Raw genomic sequence first — 20,846 nt, 5'->3', positions numbered from 1 at the left:
TTTTCGGGGAAAATACCGGAGTCCGGCGAGGATGATTTTTCCCGAAACCTGCAAGGCCCGACCTTGCAGGTGGAAACCGGCGGTCCGCTACCTTTGTCCCGGAAATGGAATGACTGGTTCAGTTCCCTTTTCCACCTTTGGGCTTTGGAAAAACAAGTTTCAGGTTAAAGCTCTCGTCAAAGGCGACCATGGCATCGAATGAGATCCCCTTTTTCCCTTTAAAGCCCTTGATGAGCCGGGTGGAGCCTGAAGAGAAAAGCTGTTCCAGATGCTGGTCGGTCAGTTCCTTGTTCAGAAAACGGCGGAATACCATCAGTCCGCAACCTTCCTTGTCACATTTGGCCGCCTTCCCCCGGATGATGACATGACCACACTTGCATTTGGGGCAAGTGAAGGAACGTGACTTGGGCAGAGGAAATTCGAGACGGAGTATTTCATCGGTGGCCTTGTGCGTGTAGTCACGGATGGAACGCATGAACGTTTCCGTATCGAGTGTATGCCCTTCAATCTGAGCCAGTGCCTTCTCCCAGCAGCCTGTCATTTCCACATCCGCCACCTGCATATCCTTTACGGCCTCGAACAGATAGAGCCCTTTTTCCGTAGGACGGATACTCTTTCCGGATCGTTCTATATAGTCCCTTTTGAACAGGGTGGCAATGATGGCTGCCCGTGTGGCAGGTGTACCGATTCCGGCATCCTTTACGGCCTCTTTCGCCTCTTCATCGGTAATGTCCTTTCCGCAAGTCTCCATGGCGCCCAGCAGGGTCGCTTCCGTGTAGAGCGGCTTGGGAAGGGTCTTCTTCTGCACCAGTCCCCGACCCATGACGGGAAGGGTTTCTCCTTCGGCAAATACAGCCATACCGACTTTCCCTTCCGGTTCGTCTCCGTCTCTTTCCTCCCTCCGTGAGAAAACGCCGCACCATCCCGGACGGATGACGGAAGAGGAACGTGAACGGAAGACCATTCCCTCACAGGTGCATTCCATGGTCAGCTGCTCTTTCTCGCAGGGTGGCGAAAAGGATTCCAGCATCCTGCCGGCTATCAGGGTATAGACCGCCGATTCAGCCTCGGAGAGTTCGTTCGGGATGATACCGGTAATGATCAGTGCATGATGGTCCGTCACTTTGGTGCCGTCCACACACCGGGTATTCAGGTCGGACAAGTCAAAGGATTCCCCGTATGCCTTGAAATCCGATATGGATGTGATTTTTTCCAGCAGGGAAGGAATGATCCGCATGACATCTTCCGGAATATGGCGGCTGCCGGTTCTCGGATAGGAAATGAGTTTCTTCTCATACAAGGACTGGGCTATGGAAAGGGTCTTTTCTGCCGTCAGGTCATAATGGGTGTTGCAGTCTTTCTGTAGGGATGTCAGGTCGTAGAGAAGCGGTGGCTGCCGGAAGACCCTCTTGCGTTCCGGTCGTGTGACTGTCGCCTGAGAACCGGTGCCGATGTTGCCGAATGCCGCTTCCGCTGCTGCCTTGTCCTTGAATTCCCCCGTATGGATGAATTGCTGGTGCGCCTCTCCCTGTGTCAGCGTGATATGCAGTTGCCAATAAGGAACAGACACGAAATTCCGGTTCTCCTTGAAACGGGTACATATCATGGCGAGTGTCGGAGTCTGCACCCGTCCGATGGAATTATTGGCCGAACTTGTGGCTATCGCCAACGCTCGGCTGGCGTTCATGCCCACCAGCCAGTCAGCCTTTGCCCGGCAGTCAGCGGCCGCATGGAGACTGTCATAGTCGCTGCCGTTCCTGAGATTGGCCATACCTTCCCGGATAGCCTCGTCTGTAAGCGATGAGATCCACAGACGCATGAACGGCTTGGTGCATCCCAGATAGTCATATATCCAACGGAATATCAGTTCACCCTCTCGTCCGGCATCGGTTGCCACAATGATGCTCTCGCATCTGGAGAATACCCCCTCGATGATTTTCAACTGCCGGGAAGCGGTCAGGTCTGTCACCGTGCCCTTGTCCGTGCGGATCAGTCTGGAAACAAGCCGGAACGGGTCCGGCAGCATCGGGAGATCAGCGGCGGTTGTCTTCGTATAGCCATACGTGCCGGGCAGGGCAAGTTGCACGAGGTGCCCCAGAGCCCATGTCACCATGTATCCGTTGCCTGTACAGTAGCCGTCCATCTTTTCGGTAGCCCCGACCACACGGGCGATATCCATTCCCACACTCGGTTTTTCTGCTATGATTGCTTTTATCTTCATTTTTTTGTAAAATTAAAGCCGTTCCCCGCGACCGCCATGGATGACGGGGAACGGCGGTTTGACATTTGACGGTTGATTGTCGTATCGGGTGAAAAGGAGATGTTATGCCATCGGCTTCACGCCAAGGATTTCCATCAGCGGTTCACCGTCCTTGCGTATCAGTTGCAGGGTGGCATCCATCACCACGTCCACACCGAGGAGTACAAGGCTGAGTGACATTACTTTCGTTTTTTTCCCGCTGAGCAGCGTTTCAAGTTCTCCCGACATTTCCAGTTCGTCCTTGAGGATGCCGATTCTGGCCAGTTCTTCCCAGTTTACGTCTTCCGCCTTGAAAGGCGCATTGTTTCCATTGTTCTTTTCCATGTTTCTGATTCTTTTGGATTATACATTCGTTTTACTTCAGGCCATGCTTGCACCTTTGGATCTGCGGCTGCTCTGCTTCGCCTCCTGTCCCTGTTTCTGGGCGTTGGCCACGACATTCCGCTGTGAAGCGTCACGCTTGCGGTCCGGATTCTCGTTGTAGAAGTCCAGCCTGCTCTGGTTGAAGTTCGCCTTGACATACTGGGAGATGGTCTTTCCGTCATAGCCCTTGATGCCCTCTACCAGCACGGCCTTGCCGCTCTGGAGATCGGCACGCTGCTGGCGGTTCAGCTGCACGTCCCATACCTTGTCCGGAATCTTGAACTCCGCACGCTGCTCGAAGCCGTCCGGTGTGCGTGAATAGCTCAGCCGTCCGGTTTCCAGGTCTGCCTTGATGAATGAGGAGAATTCCTCGCCCTTGCGGTTGACCATGTCATTGAGGAAGATGACCTTGCCCTCCCGGAGCTGCTGCTGTTCTTCCGGAGTTATCTTCACTCCGTTGATTTCTTTCGGGATGTAGATTTCACGTGCGCCTTCCGGAGAATCCGGGTTGTAGCGTGTATAGGAAGGTCTGCCGGTGGCTTCATCCAGCTTTACATACGAGGAGAATAGCTCACCGTCCTTGCGTGCCATTCCCTCCACGAAGATGGCTTTTCCCAGATTGAGATCTTCAATCTGCTGTTTGGTCAGTTCCACGCCACCCAGCGACTGGCGGTTGAACAGCTTGTCGTTCTCGAAGATGTATTCGATACCCCTGCGCTCGGCATTGATCTGGATATGGGCATCAAATTCCTTTCCACCGTTGGAAATCATCCCTTCAACGAATATCTTCTTGCCTTCCCTCAGGTCGTTCTGTTCCTGTTCGGTCAGCTGCACTCCCTTGATTTCCTTCGGGATGAACACATTTTCCACACGCATGGCAACCACCTCGTTGGTAAGTTTGTCAATGCTCACGAAGGAAGGGATATATTCCCCGTTACGTCCCTTCAGTTCCACGACACGCCCCATGTTGCCTGTTTCAAGCAGGTTCTTCTTGTCCTCTTCGGAAAAGATGTGTCCGAAATAAGGACGGTCAAGTTCGGGTTTCTGACGGATACCGTGGATGCCCAATACGATGGGACCTCCCACGGACTGCTGGAATGACAGTCGTGCATCCGTGCGCAAAACAGCGGAACCGAAATTCATGCTGATGGGTACGACCTGGTTGGTCTTGTATCCCTTGAGCATCTGGTCAAGGAGTCCGCGCTCCTGAAGTTCCTCCCTGGACAGTCCGAAGTGTTTCAGTTCCTCCCAGTTGATCATTGATTCATTGTAGCGGTACTTGGGCTGCTGCCCGGTTTCCGGGGCGGCCTGCTGCTGTGTCTGGTTTTTCTTTGCCATTTCTTCTTGATTTTGATTGTTTATACTTTGGTTTTCCTTGGTGCGTGGTACAATCTCGTATTTTTTCAGAAATTCATCCACCGCATCCGATTTCCTGCCTGCGGCTATGTCTTCCACCGCCTGTCTGACTTCAGGGCTGTCCAGGGTGTCCTCCTTGATGGTGAGCAGTCCGAAACGGGTCGGGTCCTTGAACTGGCTCCAGAAGTTTTTCAGAAAATTCTCGAACATGCTGGCATAACGGTCTATTTTCAGAAAGGAGTTCCGGTGTTCCTTGTCTGCAGGAACCGTCTTGTACCTGCCGTTCTTGTCGATTTCGGATATAGCCTGCAACAGCAGTTCCATCTTGTCGAGAATGAAGACAATGTCACTCAGCTGGTCATTCTCGGTGACTTGTGTTTTCATGGGTTCGTCCCTTACATTTTTCTTTGCCATAACTGTGATTTTTAGAGTTGAAAACTATTGTTGTCACCGCAAATATATAGGCATAATTTTGATAAAACATTATATTTCAATGCGTTGGACTATCCGTTTCATCGTATGTCATCACGTTTCACCATAGGCGGGAAGACGAAAGGCAGAAAAACGGAAGAATCAGGGTAAAAGTGTGGGAAATATACAGAGTCCGATAAAACAAAAAAGAAAGAAGGAGCACACAGGAGGTAAGCCCCAACAAACAGAAAAGGCGGAAGCGGTAGAAAAGCCGGAAACAAAAGGAAAGCGATAAAGAGAAATGTATTATGCAGAGTGGAGAGCGAGCTGTCTTTAGTCCCCACTTCCTTCCGTTGCTCCATAAGACCGGAAGATCATTTTTGTATGGTAGATATTGACAGCGTAATCCATTGCGACATCAGCAACGGCAAAAGACCGCCGTCATTTGTCTTTTTGGTTTTGTCCTATGCGTCGTAGGTCGCTTCGCTTGCTAAGTCCCGGACCTTTTCCCCAACTCGGACGATGATACCGGAGCGTTTTTTCGGGCGGAAAATTACCAAAGGGAATTTTGTGTCCCGAAAACCGGAGGCTTGAACGTGGAAGGTATCATCCTCCGAGTTATCTTCTCGAAGGGACTTGCCAAGTGAAGCGGAATAATGATGGAATTTTATGGAGGAATATGGAATAATGCTTGGCACGATTTATCTTTCTATAAATCAATCAGCACATTGGATATATGTTTTAAGAAAAATGAGTAAATTCGCATTTAAAATAAATATTCAATGAATTCAATGAAAAAAGCATATACGATAGACCAACAAATAGCCAGACTGAAATCAAATGGAATGACATTTGATGATGAGGAGAAAGCGAAAGAGATTCTCCTTGATGTGGGTTATTACCGACTTGGATTCTATTCTTTTCCATACGAAATAAAGTTCCCATGTCTGGAACATCGTGACCATCAGTTAAAACCGGGTACTACATTTAAAAGTGTCTATGACCTTTATGAGTTTGATACCAGACTCAGGAGATTGTTGCTCAATGCTCTTGACCGTATTGAGGTCAATATCCGTACAAAACTCATCTACAACATATCGCTGAAATACATTGATGACCCCTGCTGGTTTGTCAATCGTAAGTATGTAACCTCTAAATTCGTTAACGATTTTGAAGAACAGGTATATGCGGTTATGCGTAAAAACCCCATTATCCAACGTCATCATGCCAACCATCCGGGGATATATGCTCCTGCATGGAAAACCATCGAGTTTATGACAATAGGCAATATCATAACATTATATGATTCGCTGAAAGAAGCGGAAGCGAAAGATCTGGTCGCTAATGCCTATGGCTGTTCAAGAGGTGTTTTTTATAACTATATGGAAACTATACGTGTACTTCGTAACAAATGTGCACACGGAGGTTGTATTTACCGTATGGACTTTCCTAAAGGAATCAAACGTTTGCCTGCTGACATTTCTGCCGAATGCAGACACAATATTAAAGGTGGCATAGATGTTGCCAGGTATATGCTGGGGTGTATCTCACAATCGCGGAAAAAGGATTTGGAGAATGATATTCAAAATCTTGTCAGTTCCATTCAGACTCCCGAAGCCCAAAAAGTTATAGCGCAGGTTTCCAAAATAGAAAGTTGAATTCATATTATTTGGTTGAATAAAAAAGAATCCTTACCTTTGCAATACTAAAAGTGCCCGTGCGAGCTTAGTCGTCGCATCTGCACTATAAAAAGGAAGAAAAGAAATCTCGGTCATTATGGCTGAGATTTCTTGTTTTTATTGGTATTTCATTACTTTTTTCAATATGTTGTTCAGATTTCCTGCATCGGCTTTTCATACATTCCGAAGCCGAAGCAATCAGCAATGACAAAATCTGAGCAACCTTTTTCTGTGAGTGATTTCAATTCGTTCCGGCTGTTGCAATAATAGAAGATTTCTTCATCCCATTCCGTATCGGAATCCATGGACAATGCAATTCTTGTTTCCAATGTATCCAGAGTGTCCTGCCAACGTATGATGCAATCTGCATAATGCGGTTCGCATTTACGCATGTTACAGAACTCTTGGTAAAGCATATCTATGTCTTTTCTGATTTCATCCGGCTTTTTCCAGCCGGAATCATCCACGATTTCAAAGCCGATTCCCTCTACCAGCAGGCATGTACCTTTATCATAAACCATCATGGTACGTTTGCCGATATGTCTTTTGCGTATTTCTGCCCAATCAGGCAAATCCCAACGTTCGACAGTCCAAATCCCACGATAGTTTTCCGGAATGGCATTGTATTCGCTCAATGTTATCTTTCTCATATTTTTCTGATTTATAGGTTACAGAACCTGACCGTATAAGTCTTGCACGGTTTTCCGAATGCAGGAAAACGGTCGAACTCCTTGTATGATTCCCAATCCACTGACATGGCATATCCGTTTGGAAAATTTTCACCGATAAATTTGGTTATCAATTTTTTGTCTTCATCGGTAAGAAACAAATCCTCTTCAATGCCATACTCCAATGAATAAATCGCCCATTCGGGAATGTTATCCCAAATGAGCGTTTTACTGTTTTTGTTTATAAGCATAACTTTTATTGGGATTTTATCATCAGGCACCGGATAATATCATCAAGTTCGTTTTCCCATTTCGTGTCGTCGTTTCCAAAAGAAGGATAAGTCAACTGGTGCCAGTTATGGTAGTCAAACAGTTTCATCCTTAACGGATAGTAATCAAACAGTTTTTTGCCCTCAAGGAAAACACGAATATGGTTGATTCCCACATTCATTGCATTCAAACTATGACCGACAAGAATCTCATGAAATCTTTCCATCGGTGTGAAGTTGCTTCTCTTTTTCAAATTTTTTCTATCAGTTGGTTTAACAATACAGTTTATATAATTCAGAATCGGACAAAGTACGCAGTTCTTCATCGGTGCAGTAAGCGTCTATCTCTTCGCACGCTTCCATTGCCTCATATATTCCGTTGCGCATATCGTTTATCAGTTCATCCAGCAGGCTTTCCACAGACACCTTGAACAAATGTTTTCCGGTATCTATTTCTCTTACAGGGTAAGCACACCCTTTCCAATAAATCTGTCCAATGAGCAGATTATCCTTGCTTTCGGTGGTTGGACTCAAATTCTCTTTCATGCCATTGTTTGCTCTTGTTTTGCTCATAGCCATATTTTTTCAGTTAAACACTTACCGGTTCGTGAGCCGATTTTTTATTTCTTGCCTGCCAAACAGTCCCGTGCCGGATTGTGCAAGGCTTTCCGGAAAAATACCGCAAGCGCAGCGCGGAAGATTTTTGCGGAAACCCGTAAGGGCCCGGCCTTGCTCAATCCAGATAGGCACGGGGCTACCTTTGCAGGCTGAAATAAAAAAGCGGATGTCTTATCCTCCTTGTTACTGTCTTCTTTGGGCATCAGGAGCCGTAAATCAAGAGCGCATAAGAAGGCTATCTTGTACCAAAGCCGAAGCAGATGGTGGCAGGATGCCATTCTTGCATTTTTATAGGATAGTTTGTCTTTTCCGACAGATAGTATTCGATTCTTTTGCTCGAATGTCAGCGGAAACCGCTACCTTTGTACTTACGTTACAGAATTATATATGATTATAGAAGACCTCGATATAATAAAACGGTTGATAGCTGAAAAAGAAGGCGGGCTGGTGGAGTTCAAGGAAACCACCGGTCAGTTGGAACGCGGTATGGAAACCCTTTGCGCCTTTCTCAACGGTAACGGTGGTACGGTGCTGTTCGGTGTGAGCGACAAGGGAAAAATCATCGGGCAGGAAGTAAGCGACAAGACCAAACGGGATATAGCGGAAGCAATCAATCGGCTGGAACCTGTGGCAATGGTACAGATCTCCTATGTACCGCTGTCGGATAATGAGAAAAAAGTAATTGTTTTCCGTGTTGAAGATTCCAAACCCAGCCGTCCGTTCTGCTATAAAGGACGACCCTATATGCGTGTGGAAAGTGCGACCACCACGATGCCGCAGCCGGCATACAATGAGCTACTGTTGCAGCGTGACGGAAACAGATACCGCTGGGAACTTTTAGCAAACAGCAACCTGACCTTACAGCACTTGGATACCAACGAGGTATTGAAGACAGTCAGATTAGGTATAGAATGCGGTCGCCTGCCGGAAGATACCGGTACTGACATTCCTGCCATATTAGGAAAGTTCGGTTTACTGAAAGATGGGGTGTTGAACAATGCGGCAGCCGTGCTGTTTGGAAAACATGAGGATATGGAATATCCCCAATGCCTGCTCCGCTTAGCCCGTTTCAAAGGAACGGACAAAACCGTATTCATGGACAGCCAACGCATTCAAGGCAACTTTTTTCAACTGCTCAATGCGGCAATGGCATTTATTTTCAAGCACCTTTCCTTATCCGGCACAACCGATACATTGGAACGTGAGGAACATCTGACCATTCCCTACAAGGCTATAAGAGAAGGAGTATTGAACTCGCTGACCCACAGATCGTACAAAGAAGCCGGCGGTTCGGTGGGCATAGCCATTTATGATGATCGTGTGGAAATAGAAAACCCCGGTACTTTCCCGCCCGAATGGGATGCAGAAAAAATGAAGTCAGAGCATGAATCAAAACCACAAAATCCTTTATTGGCCAATGTTCTGTATAAACGGAAGGTTTTGGAAAGCTGGGGACGCGGTATAGGACTGATGATGTCTGAATGCCGCAAAGCAGGATTGCCCGAACCTGAATATAAGATATGGGCAGACAGTGTAACACTGATATTCAGATGCGATGTGACAAACCGACCAAGTACCGACCAAGCACCGACCAAGTACCGACCAAGTACCGATCAGGTTCTTGCTTTGGTAAAAATACTGGATGAAGGAGAATTGTCCGTAAAAGAAATAATGGAAGCATTGGAACTGAACCACCGTCCCACATTTAGGACGAACTACTTGCATCCCGCATTGAATGAAGGATATATCGTTCCATTGTACCCGGAACAGCCGAGCCACCCGAAGCAGAAATACCGTCTGACGGAAAAAGGTCTGGAATTATTAAAACAACAATAGGCATGGCGAAAAAGAAGAAGAAACAACAGGGGCACTATTGCCGTATCTGTGGCAACTATAAGGCGAACGAGAAGTTCTCAGGCAAAGGACACGCACAACATATCTGTAAAAGTTGTATGTCCGCTATACGTAACGGTAAAAATCCGGAGGATATTTTACGGGAGCCATTGCACGTGAGCCGGGAAACAATGCCTTTCAAGAAACTGGACAAGGAGGAAAAAGCCGTATTGAAAGCGTTTGTCTCCGAAGTCACGACCGGATACTGGCAGGAAAACAGACAGATACCGTTTGCAGAAAGTTTCTCCGAATTAAAAAAATATATCATTGGAACTTTTGATGAAGAATGTGGCATACTGCTGAAAGATGATGCCGAACTAAAAAATTACTTTCAGACCCACACAATAACGACCATAAACAAATTACTTAAAGAGGAAATTTCTGAAAATCAGGATTAAAAGAATGACGGGCGGGACAATGTATCAGATTTGCCCCGCCCGTATTTTTGTCACCCACCGGTTATTTCTCCTGTAACAAATGTTTCAGGTTCTCGTCGTTTGCGATTCGTTTCATCTCATCCTCGATTATCTGCACCACATCCGCCTTGATTTGGGAATAGTTCCGGTCTATCTGTTGCTGCATGATATCGTTGCCATTCTCGTCCTTGAACTCATTGATGACAGGTATCTTCTTGTAAGCCTTTGTTTCCGCCGCTACCTTTTCGCTATCGACAATAATCCGTGCGTGGAAAATCTTCTGGTCAATTTCTTCCCCGAAGTTGTCCGCCACACTGCCCACGAATGTGCCCTGCGAGAGGTTGGCAATCTTGGATGCAGGTATCAGCGAATCCAACTGCGTGTTAATGGAAGTGGATGTGTCCTGCCGGTTAATAGAGATGGATTGTCGTTGCTGGAGTATTTTGCCAAAACGTTCCGACAGGCTTTTTGCCGTTTCCCCGACCACCTGTCCTGAGAATATATTTCCGACCGTATTTTGGATTACCTTCGCCTCTTTTTCACCGTAGTCACGGGTAAGCTGTGAGAAATCCTGAAAGCCGAGACACACCGCCACTTTGTTGCTTCGTGCTGTGGCTATCAGGTTGTCGATACCACGGAAATAGATGGTCGGTAGCTCGTCAATGATAATGGAACTCTTGAGCTGTCCTTTCTTGTTTACCAGTTTCACGATACGGGAGTTGTATAGCCCCAATGCGGCCGAATAGATATTTTGTCTGTCCGGATTATTTCCCACGCATAGGATTTTAGGATGTTCAGGATTATTCAAATCCAACGTGAAGTCATCGCCTGTCATGACCCAGTAAAGCTGTGGCGAAATCATCCTCGATAGCGGGATTTTTGCACTCGCTATCTGGCCCTGGAGCTGATCTTGAGCTCCTCCTTGCCAGGCATCCATAAAGGGGGAAAGGTAGTTTTCCAGTGAGGGATACGAGGTCAAAATCGTGAAAATATCAGCATACGGTTTGTTTAAGAATTCTATCGCATGGGGAAAGGTACAATACTTGCCGTCCTTGTAAATCCGCAAGTACCAGATAATCGCCGCAAGCAAAATAATCGGAGATTCCACGAAGAAGTCACCTTGTTTCTGTATCCATGTCTTGTTCAAATTCAGGAGAATGGTATAGGCTGATTCGTAGGCATCACTGATATCGGCCATGAATTTCGGGTTTATGGGATTGCATCGGTGGCTGCGTCTCGGATCGTCAAAGTTTATCACATAGAATTCCGGTCTGACCTTGTATTTATCCAGGTTCTTCAGCAGTTCGTTATAGGCTATTACGGAAAGGTCGTCAAATTTGTAATCATACAGATACAAAGCGAAACCTTTGGAAATCTGCTGTTTGATAAAATTATTCACCACTGCGTAACTCTTACCCGAACCGGGCGTTCCAAGCACGATGGAAGCACGGAACGGGTTGACGATGTTTATCCATCCGTCCCATTCCTTGCCCTGATAGACAAATTTCGTGGGCAGGTTGACGGAATACTCGTTCTCCATGAGCCTTGTTTCCTGCATGAAGCTCTCATTGGCGGTATTGAACACGTCCTCCATCAGATTATTCTTCAACATACGGCTTATCCACATACCCGACATCAAGAGAAGGATATATCCTGCGGTAAGCGTTACCGTATATATGACGGCATTGGCTGTCGAGGTGAACGGCAGGTCGAGCATCCACCAGTTCATGAAAAACAGCACCATCCCCGAAAGGAAAGCGGCATATATCCTGTTCCATGTCATCTTTTCATTCTTCACACCTTTTGTACCCAGACACGAGAGTGCAAGGAATATGACGGCAAACACTTTCGTTACAAGCAGGTTGCAGAACAGCCCCGCCGTCCGCTGGAAATTAAGCAGTATCCTGTCAACCACGCCTATATTGATACCCATATCCACAAATGATCGGTAACAGAACCAATAGACGTGAATGACAATAAAAACAATGGATATGGCACGCATGAACTCCATGACCTTGGCCAGTCCTCTCAAATCATCTTCCTGTTGCATGATAAACTGATTTTTAATGTTGGTAAATTCGGTAATTAGGATATTCCCCGTGAGCGGCGTTTCTTCTTCTTTTTACGTTGCAGCCTCCGGGCGAGAGCCTCTTCCTGTGGATCGGGACCGTTCGCTTCCAGGTTGAATATCCCGAAAGCCTGTTCGATGGCACTTTCCATATCGGAGGAGAATCCGCTTTGCAGACCGGTGTCCGGCATGTGCGCATCCAAATCCGGGATGATGTCCGGATTATTGAAGAGCCGCTCAAAGGCGTTTGCCGAGAATTCCTTGCCGAGACGGGAGCCGTTATAGACCTCCCGGTTCATGTGGTCAATGAAGGTCGCACCGTAGATGCGTCCTTCATCGTTCTCACGGAATACCGTATCTATGCCTTTCCCAGTAAGCAGACGGACAAATGTCTCCCGGTCGCCACGGCAACCGTGCATGGCAAGTGCCACTTCGTTCCGAATCTTCGGCTGCCATTTTTTTGCCTTATACTCACGAATGTTGTAACCGATACGCTTTTCCAGTCCCTCATACCCGTAGCGTTTCCCGATAAGGGAAGACTTGATGGGTGTGCAAAGCGGTTTGCCTGTGTCATCCGTCATGGTATAGACGATACCATTATAAGTCACTCCATCAAATTCGCCTTTCACTTGCTTCGTTTCGATATTGAAGCAGGAGAGCAATGCGCTGTACTCCCCGAAAGACTGGAAACGGTAAGAGCCGAACACGCTCTTTACGATGTTGGACACCTGCTTCTTTACATCACCGCTTTGGTAGTCCGCTTTTTTCAGGTATGGTTCAAGCAATTCCTTCCGTTTGTTCTCCACCTGCTTCAGTCCGAACTTCCTTTCCAGTTCCCGGCAGGCTTTCATCGAACGGTTCCATTCGTATGCGTCACTGATTTTTTCGCCGTTCTCCTTTACACAGGTGGAGACGATATGGACATGCCTGCGGTCGATGTCCTCGTGCAGATAGACGATGTAGGGCTGGTCGCCGTACCCCATCTTCTGCATGTACTCGCGTGCCAGTTCCGCGAACTGCCCGTCCGTGAGGCGGTCGTCCACCGATGGGTTCAGGGAGATATGCAGTACCGGCTTCTCCGTGTTCCTGTTGGCGGCAAGGTAGCTGTCGAAAGCCCATAGTGTCTGCTGCATGACATTATGGGGATTTCCGGTGATATTGGTAATCATACGGTTGCCCGTGATGATACGGGCGGTGGACTCGTCCACTTTCCGCTGGTTGTAGATGACCGCTCCGTAAAGCGATACACCTCTGTTGATTTTAGCCACCATTCTGCTGTTCCTCCTTATTCCTTTTTATCAGGTATTCCTCCTCAAACTCCCGGGTAAGCATGATAATCCTTTTGCTCAGCACCACCAGATCGATGGTGGCCTTCTCCAGATTACGGAGCAAGGCGAATGTCCGTTTTTCACCGAAATTGGACTTGACAGCTTTTACCGTCTGGTTGTAGTTGTTACCGATAGCCTGGAACTGGTGATAGAAATTTGTCAGTCTGATGTAGTAATCCACCGCAGCCTTGTCGATTCTGACGACCTTCATTTCTCGTCCGAAAATCATCGCCTTGATGAATCTTGCCCGCTGTTTCATTCCGGATTTTTCAAACAGCAGCTCAAAATTTCCGTTCTCTTCCGAGGTCAGTTTGATACCGTAACGGTAAACTGCCGGGTCAGTTTTCGGCTTTCTGCCCGTACTTCCTGTTTTTCTTCTTTTTCTGTTTTCTTCCATACGCATTGGGTTTTTCTGTTACTGATCTTCCGTCATGGATTTCCGACTTTGGAGGAAATCCCTCCCGAGCCTTCAGGCGAGTGGCAAGTTTGTTTTGGGATGCCCGAATCATTTCGGGCTGCCCAAAACACAACTTGCTATGTTCGCTTGAACATGAATTTTCCTTCGTCAAATTAAGTTTTGACCTTTAGCCTCATTCTTCGGCTTCGGGAAACCTCCGCAGCGGTATCCGTTCCGTTGTCGGTGCAAAGTTATGGCGGTTTATCCTGTTGTAAAATAGCGGGTTATATGTAACGTGATGACATATGGTGACACAGGTCGTCACCTCCCTTAAGACATGGTGGAAATATGGAAAAATACCCTTTTATTTGCAGCGTGAACGGTAAAACAAACCAATAGACAAGTCCATAACCGTTGTATTGTCGGTTAACGAAAGCACTTGTTGCAACAGATGGGCAGTGATTGTTTGCTTGCTTTGTTAGGGCAGAGAACTATCGGTTGGTCGGTTTGCCGGTTGGTGAGCACAAAGTAATCGTATCACTAACAAACCATGTCACAAAGCAAACAACAGACAAGTAAAACAATAGTGTAATAAACCAATAAAAAGTTCTGTTATGAAGAAAAATCCGTTATTCGTTGCGGTCAGCAACCAGAAAGGTGGGGTCGGCAAAAGTACCATGCTGGTAACGCTTGCCAGTCTCCTGAATTATTCGATGGGCAAGAATGTGGCTATCGTTGATTGTGACTCTACGCAACGCAGCCTGTTCAATTTGAGGGAACGGGACATGGAGATGGTGGAGAAGAACAAGAAGTACATGGTGCTGTTGGAAGAGCAGAGGCTCAGGGGATGCAGGATTTATCCTATCAGGCAGGCAAAGCCGGAGAATGCACGCCAGGTGGCCGGAGAGTTGGCGGCAAAAGCAGATTTTGATATTGTTTTCATAGATTTGCCGGGATCTATGGACATATCCGGTGTGTTGCAGACCATTTTCAATGTGGATTATGTATTGACCCCCATTGCCGCTGACAATTTTGTCATGGACAGCAGTTTTGTCTTTGCTAAAAGCGTCATGAAGTTTCTGGAAAACCGAAAGAATATTCCCTTGAAAGATGTGTTCCTGTTCTGGACCAAGGTCAAGAAGAGAAGCAACACCGAAGTGCTTGACAACTATATGGCACTAATGAAGAAACAGGGACTGAAAATTCTAGACTCAACCATTCCGGATCTCTGCCGCTATGACAAGGAACTCTCATCCCGGACACGTACCTATTTCCGATGTTCACTCCTTCCACCGCCGGCAGGACAGCTTAAAGGCAGCGGATTGCAGGAACTGGCAAATGAACTGATTGTAAAATTTAATCTATAATTAAGGTATGGCAAAGAAAATAGTAAAAGTGAATGAAGAGGAAATCAGGGGATATATGGTCGGTGACATTCCTGATGCCGTAGAGAAAGAGGATGTCATCGTGGTAGAAGTTCCGGCAGAAGAAACAGATAAAAGGCAGGATAAGAAAACAGCCTTGGAACATCCCGAACCTCGTCCAAAGCGTAAAAATGTTAGCGGTTTCCGTCAGAAGTATCTGGTGAATACCCCCATGTCCGGACGTATACAGGTGTACCTGAACCGCAAACTGTACGACGAGATAAAGAATTATCTCCATGTGATAGCTCCTGAAGTAAGTATTGCGAGTTATATCAGTAACATCATCGCTGAGCATATAGAACTCAACATCGAGGAAATCACCCGAATGTATAAAGACCGTTTTTCACCCCCTAAAATTCAATAGTCATGGAAACAACATTAATTTATTTTTCAGTAAAAGCCGTGTCGGCAACTTACATATTATATAAGGTATTGATGTTCATTTTCAGTCCGAGAGTTTATAATTTTTGGGATAGTCAGCTTCGTCATATGCGTATTGCACGTATCCGGTTATGGAAATCACGCAAAAAACGGATGGCGGAAAAAGCAAGAAAAGCCCGGTATAGGGCAAGACTGGACAAGGCTGAAGCGTGGATCGTACAAGCGGAGAGGAATATCCTTAAAGTCGGGCATGATGAGAAAACCGAAACGCAGCCGAATCCACTGGATGAGTACAATGAAGTAATCGGAAAAACGAAAATAGTCTATCTTGAAGACCCGGATGTGGCAAGAAAAACTCCCACACGTTCTGAACCTATGAAGAAAGAGCCTATAGAGGAAGATGAGGATATAGATCCGGATGATGTGATAGATGACTTCTCTTCACAAAAGGGACTGACAGAATCGGAAAAATGGGAACTTATATCAAATGACGGGTGTGTTCCTGACCCGGATTTTTCAAGGGCACTGACTTTTGAGGAACTGGACAATGTAGCTGATGTGCTTATTTCGGGGACGGATGACAGAAAGAAAATCCGAAATGCAGCCGAAACCCTGTACCAACTTCAGGATACAGACCTGTTCAGGTTCTTTTCAACCGAACTGAGTACTCAGAGCCAATTGGAAAGACTGCTCAGGGAAAATATGCCAAATGGAATAGAGACGCCAAAACAGCCTTTGGAACAGATTGGAATTGATTGGAATAAATACATGTAAATATGGAATCGAATATGCAAGACAAAAAACAACAAGCAGTACCGCAGCCAAAAGCAGAATCTTTTGCCATAAAAAGAAATCCTGCAATTCGTGCCCCACGTATCTATTTATCCGAAGAAGAAGTTTCCAGACTTATGGGGAGAGAAGCCGCTGTCAAAAAGAAGATAGGACATCTTATTGATAGTATGTTTTGTGATGACTCACATACTACAGCAATGGATAATACAAAAAATCAGACAGAGGCATTCGATATAAATGAATTCGTATAATTGTTTCTTTTTGCTGTCATAGTTTCAGAAGGCATGTCGATGTGATATCGGTGTGCCTTTTCTATGTTGTCAGACATATCTTCCGGTTCTGAGGAGCAGACAATACATAAAACGTGTAAAACGAACAGAGGCGAAGTGTGAAAGCCGGCTTTCACACTTCGCTTTTCCATCCCAATACAGACAGCCGCTATTTCATCCTTTCATAAAGGTTGATGACCGGCTTTCCGCTTTCCAACGCCTTGCTCACCGTGTAAAATGTTCCCCCTTTCGGTACGAGGTCCCAATAGGCTATGACTGTATCCGCTTTACGCACCATGTATTCATCCCTGCGCAGGTAACAGCCCTTGTGGTAATTCTCAGAAACCATGACCACCCGGTCCACTCTTTCCAACAGACAGGCATACAACAGCTGGTCTTCCGCATCAAACCATAAAGGCTGTTTCCGAAATGGCACTGCCGCTACGAGCATGATATCCCCGTATTCCTCCCTGACCTGTAAGACCGCTTCCGCAGCCGCCATGTCAAAGCCGTTGGCCATCCCGGTGTAGTATTCCTTGTATCCCTGCCCGTACAGTTCTGTTACCATTCCAGCCACAGCTTCCCTGATTTGTGCAAGTATCCGGGGATCGTTTCCAACCCCTTGCAGAATACGTTCCTTACGGTGTCCTGTGAAAGCCACTGTCTGATTGTTTCTTGTTTCCATGTTATCTTCTGTTTTTTGTTTTACATATATCCATTCAAACCGAACGGTATTTTATTTCCTGAAGGCTTTTCCGCCCCGGTCCGGAATCCCGCAAGGCTTGCCGTGAAAAAATACCGCAAGCGCAGCGAGGATGATTATTTCACGGCAACCAGCTCGCAGGGCCGCCTTGTCGGGCTTCTCAGGACACGGGGCTACCTTTGCCGGAAGAAATGAAATGCCGCTTTCTCCTTATCCTGTTTTTACTGTTTCATATTGCCCGGAAAACCCTTTTTGAATAGCTCAAAATCTTCTTCCGATGTAACGTGATGTCATACGGTGTCACATGTCGTACAGTTTGTAAATCAATAAATTAAGCATTATATATTCGCAGTCGAAATCATTTTTTGTCTCACCAATTAAAAGTTTCGACACATGAAAAAAAGATTCTTTTTGGCAGCTATGACGCTGCTGGTTTCAATGGGGGCATTTGCCCAGGGCAACGGTATCGGTGGAATTACGGAAGCTACCAACATGGTCACTTCGTATTTCGACCCCGGCACCAAGCTGATTTACGCCATCGGTGCCGTTATCGGCCTTATCGGAGGCGTGAAGGTCTATTCCAAGTTCTCATCAGGCGACCCGGACACCTCAAAGACTGCCGCCAGCTGGTTCGGCGCGTGTATCTTCCTGATTGTCGCAGCCACCATCTTACGCTCATTCTTCCTGTAATATGGCGGAATTCAATGTCAACAAGGGGATTGGGCGCAGCCCGGAGTTCAAGGGACTCAAGAGCCAGTACCTGTTCATCTTTGCAGGAGGATTGCTTGCGTTGTTCGTAATCTTCGTTGTCATGTACATGGCAGGTATTGACCAGTGGGTCTGCATCGGTTTCGGGGTCGTTTCCGCATCGGTGCTGGTCTGGGTCACTTTCAGGATGAACTCGAAATACGGTGAATGGGGCCTTATGAAACTCCATGCGCTGCGCAGCCATCCCCGCTACATCATCAGCCGGAGAAAGTTCCTCCGGTTGTTTTCCCCAACCATTAAAAACAGAAAAGCATGAAAAACGTAATGAAAACAGCCACGCTGGAAAGCAAGTTCCCGCTGTTGGCCGTGGAAAACGGCTGCATCATCAGCAAGGATGCGGACATCACCGTGGCATACCGGGTGGAACTGCCCGAACTGTTCACGCTGACACGTGCCGAGTACGAGTCCATGCACTCCACCTGGGCAAAAGCGGTAAAGGTCTTGCCGAACTACAGCATCGTACACAAGCAGGACTTCTTCATCGAAGAGGGATACAAGCCGGATATCTGCAAGGAAGACCTGAGCTTTCTGAGCCGCAGTTTCGAGCGGCATTTCAACGAGCGGCCGTATTTGCAGCATACCTGTTACCTGTTCCTGACGAAGACCACGAAGGAACACAGCCGGACGACCAGCAGTTTCAATGCACTTACAAGGGGATTCATTATCCCCAAGGAAATGCAGGACAAGGAAACCGTCACCCGGTTCATGGAGTGCTGCGGACAATTCGAACGCATCGTGAACGACAGCGGCCTGCTACGTATCATCCGCCTGACGGATGAGGATATCATCGGGAGCAAAAATTCCGCCGGCATCATCGAGAAGTATTTTTCCATGTCGCAGGAAGATGCTACCTGCTTGCAGGATCTGTCACTCGGTGCCGGGGAAATGAAGGTGGGCGACAACTACCTGTGCCTTCATACGCTTTCTGATCCGGAAGACCTGCCGTCGAACGTGTCAACCGACTGCCGGTATGAAAGGCTCTCGACAGACCGGAGCGACTGCCGGCTGTCCTTTGCCGCACCGATAGGCATCCTGCTTACCTGCAACCATGTGGTGAACCAGTATCTCTTCATTGATGATTCGGCTGAAATTCTCAGGAAATTCGAGCAGACCGCACGGAACATGCACTCGCTTTCCCGTTACAGCCGTTCCAACCAGATCAACCGCGAATGGATTGAAGAGTACCTGAACGAGGCACACAGCAAGGGACTGACCTCCATCCGCGCACACTGTAACGTCATGGCCTGGAGCGATGACCGGGAAAAGTTGAAGCGCATCAAGAACGATGTGGGCAGCCAACTGGCGTTGATGGAAGTGAAACCGCGTCACAACACGGTGGACGTGCCGACGCTCTTTTGGGCGGCGATACCCGGCAATGCAGGGGATTTCCCTTCAGAGGAAAGTTTCCACACCTTTATTGAACAGGCCCTGTGCCTGTTCATCGGGGAAACCTCCTATAAGGATTCGCTCTCTCCGTTCGGCATCCGTATGGTGGACCGCCTGACCGGAAAGCCTGTTCATCTGGACATTTCCGACCTGCCCATGAAGAACGGCACCATCACCAACCGTAACAAATTCATCCTCGGACCTTCCGGTAGCGGTAAATCCTTTTTTACCAATCACATGGTACGCCAGTATTACGAGCAAGGAACGCATGTGCTGTTGGTGGATACCGGAAATTCCTATCAGGGGCTGTGCAACCTTATCCATGCCAGGACACATGGTGAAGACGGGATTTATTTCACCTATGAGGAAAATAATCCGATTGCTTTCAACCCCTTCTATGTGGAGGACGGGATTTTCGACATCGAGAAGAAAGAATCCATCAAGACGCTTATCCTTACCCTATGGAAGCGTGACGACGAACCGCCGACACGTGCCGAGGAGGTGGCATTGTCCAATGCGGTCAATCTCTTTCTGGAGAAGATCCGCAAGGACAGCGGCCTAGAACCGTCTTTCAATACTTTCTATGAGTTTATCCGTGACGAATATCAGAATATCCTGGAAAAGAAACGCACCCGCGAGAAGGATTTTGACGTGTGGGGATTCCTCAATGTATTGGAGCCCTACTACAAAGGTGGAGAGTATGACTATCTGCTCAACTCCGATAAGCAGCTTGATTTACAGAATAAACGCTTCATAGTCTTTGAGTTGGACAATATCAAGGATAACAAAGTACTCTTCCCGATAGTCACCATTATCATCATGGAAACCTTTATCAACAAAATGAGAAAACTGAAGGGAATCCGCAAGATGATATTGCTGGAAGAGGCTTGGAAAGCCATCAGCAAAGAAGGCATGGCGGAATATCTTCGGTATCTCTTCAAGACCGTCAGAAAGTTTTTCGGCGAAGCCGTTGTCGTGACCCAGGAAGTGGAAGATATCATTTCTTCTCCCATTGTCAAGGGGACTATCATCAACAACAGTGACTGTAAGATTCTCCTTGACCAGCGCAAGTACATGAACAAGTTTGACGAGATCCAGTCCTTGCTCGGCTTGACCGACAAGGAGCGTGCGCAGATACTTTCCATCAACATGGCCAACAACCCTTCCCGCAAATACAAGGAAGTGTGGATTGGTCTCGGCGGAACCCAGTCAGCAGTCTATGCCACTGAGGTGTCGCTTGAAGAATATATGTGCTACACCACTGAAGAAACGGAAAAACTGGAACTCATGCGCCTTACGGACAAACTCGGCGGCAACATAGAACTTGCTATCAAGCAGTTGGCCGAAAGCAAAAGAGGAAAATAAGATTTTTATAAACCTATTTAAAGGCAACATGT

Annotated in this window: 21 protein-coding genes; 10 read left to right on the top strand and 11 right to left on the bottom strand. The window is 47.1% G+C overall.

Translation table 11 applies throughout. The features are described 5' to 3' along the window. Nucleotides 1–118: 118 nt before the first annotated feature. The 3 genes from H1A11_RS08690 to H1A11_RS08680 all read right to left on the bottom strand — a co-directional run bounded on the left by H1A11_RS08690 (nucleotide 119) and on the right by H1A11_RS08680 (nucleotide 4,393). Nucleotides 119–2,215, bottom strand: a complete 2,097-nt coding sequence (locus H1A11_RS08690) for a type IA DNA topoisomerase (RefSeq protein ID WP_181758088.1) — start codon at nucleotides 2,213–2,215, stop codon at nucleotides 119–121. A 108-nt stretch (nucleotides 2,216–2,323) separates the two neighbouring features. Continuing rightward, a complete protein-coding gene (locus H1A11_RS08685; RefSeq protein WP_032945889.1) occupies nucleotides 2,324–2,584 on the bottom strand; it encodes a DUF4099 domain-containing protein in 261 nt (86 codons plus the stop codon). A 36-nt stretch (nucleotides 2,585–2,620) separates the two neighbouring features. Then, nucleotides 2,621–4,393 carry a DUF3945 domain-containing protein gene (locus H1A11_RS08680; protein WP_181758028.1) on the bottom strand — a complete coding sequence of 591 codons (1,773 nt, stop codon included), beginning with the start codon at nucleotides 4,391–4,393 and terminating at the stop codon, nucleotides 2,621–2,623. 779 nt (nucleotides 4,394–5,172) lie between these two features. Between H1A11_RS08680 and H1A11_RS08675 the strand changes: the two genes are divergently transcribed. Further along, the gene (locus tag H1A11_RS08675; protein ID WP_234062017.1) at nucleotides 5,173–6,048 is read left to right on the top strand and encodes an Abi family protein; all 876 of its coding nucleotides are present in this window, start codon (nucleotides 5,173–5,175) and stop codon (nucleotides 6,046–6,048) included. A 173-nt stretch (nucleotides 6,049–6,221) separates the two neighbouring features. On the opposite strand, the gene H1A11_RS08670 is transcribed toward H1A11_RS08675, so the two are convergent. Genes H1A11_RS08670 through H1A11_RS08655 form a run of 4 tightly spaced genes read right to left on the bottom strand, consistent with a single transcriptional unit; the run spans nucleotide 6,222 to nucleotide 7,579 of the window. Continuing rightward, on the bottom strand, nucleotides 6,222–6,719 hold the full coding sequence (locus tag H1A11_RS08670) for a hypothetical protein (protein ID WP_032945885.1): 498 nt from the start codon (nucleotides 6,717–6,719) through the stop codon (nucleotides 6,222–6,224). 11 nt (nucleotides 6,720–6,730) lie between these two features. Further along, nucleotides 6,731–6,988, bottom strand: coding sequence for a hypothetical protein (locus H1A11_RS08665; protein ID WP_009135733.1), 258 nt, complete (start codon nucleotides 6,986–6,988; stop codon nucleotides 6,731–6,733). Nucleotides 6,989–6,993: 5 nt separating this feature from the next. Then, nucleotides 6,994–7,233: a hypothetical protein gene (locus H1A11_RS08660; RefSeq protein ID WP_238615604.1), complete on the bottom strand. Its 240-nt coding sequence runs from the start codon at nucleotides 7,231–7,233 to the stop codon at nucleotides 6,994–6,996. Nucleotides 7,234–7,279: 46 nt separating this feature from the next. Further along, on the bottom strand, nucleotides 7,280–7,579 hold the full coding sequence (locus tag H1A11_RS08655) for a hypothetical protein (RefSeq protein ID WP_226766873.1): 300 nt from the start codon (nucleotides 7,577–7,579) through the stop codon (nucleotides 7,280–7,282). Between the two features lie 432 nt (nucleotides 7,580–8,011). On the opposite strand from H1A11_RS08655, the gene H1A11_RS08650 reads away from it, so the two are divergent. Further along, on the top strand, nucleotides 8,012–9,460 hold the full coding sequence (locus H1A11_RS08650) for a Fic family protein (protein ID WP_032945881.1): 1,449 nt from the start codon (nucleotides 8,012–8,014) through the stop codon (nucleotides 9,458–9,460). A 2-nt stretch (nucleotides 9,461–9,462) separates the two neighbouring features. Continuing rightward, entirely contained in the window at nucleotides 9,463–9,915 is a 453-nt protein-coding gene (locus H1A11_RS08645; RefSeq protein ID WP_032945880.1) for a hypothetical protein, read from the top strand. A 61-nt stretch (nucleotides 9,916–9,976) separates the two neighbouring features. Here the strand turns inward: H1A11_RS08645 and mobC are convergent, their stop codons facing one another. The 3 genes from mobC to mobA are packed head-to-tail and all read right to left on the bottom strand — an operon-like array spanning nucleotide 9,977 to nucleotide 13,732. Next, nucleotides 9,977–11,983, bottom strand: coding sequence for a conjugal transfer protein MobC (gene mobC, locus H1A11_RS08640; protein ID WP_181758027.1), 2,007 nt, complete (start codon nucleotides 11,981–11,983; stop codon nucleotides 9,977–9,979). 35 nt (nucleotides 11,984–12,018) lie between these two features. Next, on the bottom strand, nucleotides 12,019–13,272 hold the full coding sequence (gene mobB, locus H1A11_RS08635) for a conjugal transfer protein MobB (protein WP_181758026.1): 1,254 nt from the start codon (nucleotides 13,270–13,272) through the stop codon (nucleotides 12,019–12,021). Next, nucleotides 13,262–13,732: a conjugal transfer protein MobA gene (gene mobA, locus H1A11_RS08630; RefSeq protein WP_032946921.1), complete on the bottom strand. Its 471-nt coding sequence runs from the start codon at nucleotides 13,730–13,732 to the stop codon at nucleotides 13,262–13,264. The genes mobB and mobA overlap by 11 nt, the downstream gene beginning before the upstream one ends. Nucleotides 13,733–14,340: 608 nt before the next feature. Here mobA and H1A11_RS08625 point away from each other — a divergent pair. Genes H1A11_RS08625 through H1A11_RS08610 form a run of 4 tightly spaced genes read left to right on the top strand, consistent with a single transcriptional unit; the run spans nucleotide 14,341 to nucleotide 16,574 of the window. Continuing rightward, a complete protein-coding gene (locus H1A11_RS08625) occupies nucleotides 14,341–15,093 on the top strand; it encodes a ParA family protein (protein WP_032946919.1) in 753 nt (250 codons plus the stop codon). A 7-nt stretch (nucleotides 15,094–15,100) separates the two neighbouring features. Next, nucleotides 15,101–15,514 carry a DUF3408 domain-containing protein gene (locus H1A11_RS08620; RefSeq protein ID WP_032946918.1) on the top strand — a complete coding sequence of 138 codons (414 nt, stop codon included), beginning with the start codon at nucleotides 15,101–15,103 and terminating at the stop codon, nucleotides 15,512–15,514. Between the two features lie 2 nt (nucleotides 15,515–15,516). Continuing rightward, nucleotides 15,517–16,305 (top strand): DUF4122 family protein, encoded by a 789-nt coding sequence (locus tag H1A11_RS08615; RefSeq protein ID WP_181758025.1) that lies wholly within the window; start codon nucleotides 15,517–15,519, stop codon nucleotides 16,303–16,305. A 2-nt stretch (nucleotides 16,306–16,307) separates the two neighbouring features. Beyond that, a complete protein-coding gene (locus H1A11_RS08610; protein ID WP_032946916.1) occupies nucleotides 16,308–16,574 on the top strand; it encodes a hypothetical protein in 267 nt (88 codons plus the stop codon). Nucleotides 16,575–16,761: 187 nt separating this feature from the next. Here H1A11_RS08610 and H1A11_RS08605 read toward each other — a convergent pair whose 3' ends face one another. Next, nucleotides 16,762–17,277, bottom strand: a complete 516-nt coding sequence (locus H1A11_RS08605; RefSeq protein WP_032946915.1) for an SLOG family protein — start codon at nucleotides 17,275–17,277, stop codon at nucleotides 16,762–16,764. Between the two features lie 411 nt (nucleotides 17,278–17,688). Here H1A11_RS08605 and H1A11_RS08600 point away from each other — a divergent pair, with 411 nt between their 5' ends. Genes H1A11_RS08600 through H1A11_RS08590 form a run of 3 tightly spaced genes read left to right on the top strand, consistent with a single transcriptional unit; the run spans nucleotide 17,689 to nucleotide 20,814 of the window. Beyond that, entirely contained in the window at nucleotides 17,689–17,985 is a 297-nt protein-coding gene (locus tag H1A11_RS08600) for a DUF4134 domain-containing protein (RefSeq protein ID WP_005644316.1), read from the top strand. 1 nt (nucleotide 17,986) lies between these two features. Beyond that, the gene (locus tag H1A11_RS08595; protein WP_008777826.1) at nucleotides 17,987–18,319 is read left to right on the top strand and encodes a DUF4133 domain-containing protein; all 333 of its coding nucleotides are present in this window, start codon (nucleotides 17,987–17,989) and stop codon (nucleotides 18,317–18,319) included. Continuing rightward, entirely contained in the window at nucleotides 18,316–20,814 is a 2,499-nt protein-coding gene (locus tag H1A11_RS08590) for a TraG family conjugative transposon ATPase (protein WP_181758024.1), read from the top strand. The genes H1A11_RS08595 and H1A11_RS08590 overlap by 4 nt, the downstream gene beginning before the upstream one ends. The last annotated feature ends 32 nt before the right edge of the window (nucleotides 20,815–20,846 follow it).

This window comes from Bacteroides sp. CACC 737 (assembly GCF_013874375.1).
Classification (GTDB): Bacteria; Bacteroidota; Bacteroidia; order Bacteroidales; family Bacteroidaceae; genus Bacteroides; species Bacteroides uniformis.
This window is presented reverse-complemented; position numbering and strand designations above follow the sequence as displayed.

Excerpts from the sequence above, each read along its gene's own strand:
- H1A11_RS08685 (WP_032945889.1), bottom strand. The coding sequence starts at position 2,584 with ATGGAAAAGAACAATGGAAACAATGCGCCTTTCAAGGCGGAAGACGTA.
- H1A11_RS08680 (WP_181758028.1), bottom strand. The coding sequence starts at position 4,393 with ATGGCAAAGAAAAATGTAAGGGACGAACCCATGAAAACACAAGTCACC.
- H1A11_RS08675 (WP_234062017.1), top strand. The coding sequence starts at position 5,173 with ATGAATTCAATGAAAAAAGCATATACGATAGACCAACAAATAGCCAGA.
- H1A11_RS08670 (WP_032945885.1), bottom strand. The coding sequence starts at position 6,719 with ATGAGAAAGATAACATTGAGCGAATACAATGCCATTCCGGAAAACTAT.
- H1A11_RS08665 (WP_009135733.1), bottom strand. The coding sequence starts at position 6,988 with ATGCTTATAAACAAAAACAGTAAAACGCTCATTTGGGATAACATTCCC.
- H1A11_RS08660 (WP_238615604.1), bottom strand. The coding sequence starts at position 7,233 with ATGGAAAGATTTCATGAGATTCTTGTCGGTCATAGTTTGAATGCAATG.
- H1A11_RS08655 (WP_226766873.1), bottom strand. The coding sequence starts at position 7,579 with ATGAGCAAAACAAGAGCAAACAATGGCATGAAAGAGAATTTGAGTCCA.
- H1A11_RS08650 (WP_032945881.1), top strand. The coding sequence starts at position 8,012 with ATGATTATAGAAGACCTCGATATAATAAAACGGTTGATAGCTGAAAAA.
- H1A11_RS08645 (WP_032945880.1), top strand. The coding sequence starts at position 9,463 with ATGGCGAAAAAGAAGAAGAAACAACAGGGGCACTATTGCCGTATCTGT.
- mobC (WP_181758027.1), bottom strand. The coding sequence starts at position 11,983 with ATGCAACAGGAAGATGATTTGAGAGGACTGGCCAAGGTCATGGAGTTC.
- mobB (WP_181758026.1), bottom strand. The coding sequence starts at position 13,272 with ATGGTGGCTAAAATCAACAGAGGTGTATCGCTTTACGGAGCGGTCATC.
- mobA (WP_032946921.1), bottom strand. The coding sequence starts at position 13,732 with ATGCGTATGGAAGAAAACAGAAAAAGAAGAAAAACAGGAAGTACGGGC.
- H1A11_RS08625 (WP_032946919.1), top strand. The coding sequence starts at position 14,341 with ATGAAGAAAAATCCGTTATTCGTTGCGGTCAGCAACCAGAAAGGTGGG.
- H1A11_RS08620 (WP_032946918.1), top strand. The coding sequence starts at position 15,101 with ATGGCAAAGAAAATAGTAAAAGTGAATGAAGAGGAAATCAGGGGATAT.
- H1A11_RS08615 (WP_181758025.1), top strand. The coding sequence starts at position 15,517 with ATGGAAACAACATTAATTTATTTTTCAGTAAAAGCCGTGTCGGCAACT.
- H1A11_RS08610 (WP_032946916.1), top strand. The coding sequence starts at position 16,308 with ATGGAATCGAATATGCAAGACAAAAAACAACAAGCAGTACCGCAGCCA.
- H1A11_RS08605 (WP_032946915.1), bottom strand. The coding sequence starts at position 17,277 with ATGGAAACAAGAAACAATCAGACAGTGGCTTTCACAGGACACCGTAAG.
- H1A11_RS08600 (WP_005644316.1), top strand. The coding sequence starts at position 17,689 with ATGAAAAAAAGATTCTTTTTGGCAGCTATGACGCTGCTGGTTTCAATG.
- H1A11_RS08595 (WP_008777826.1), top strand. The coding sequence starts at position 17,987 with ATGGCGGAATTCAATGTCAACAAGGGGATTGGGCGCAGCCCGGAGTTC.
- H1A11_RS08590 (WP_181758024.1), top strand. The coding sequence starts at position 18,316 with ATGAAAAACGTAATGAAAACAGCCACGCTGGAAAGCAAGTTCCCGCTG.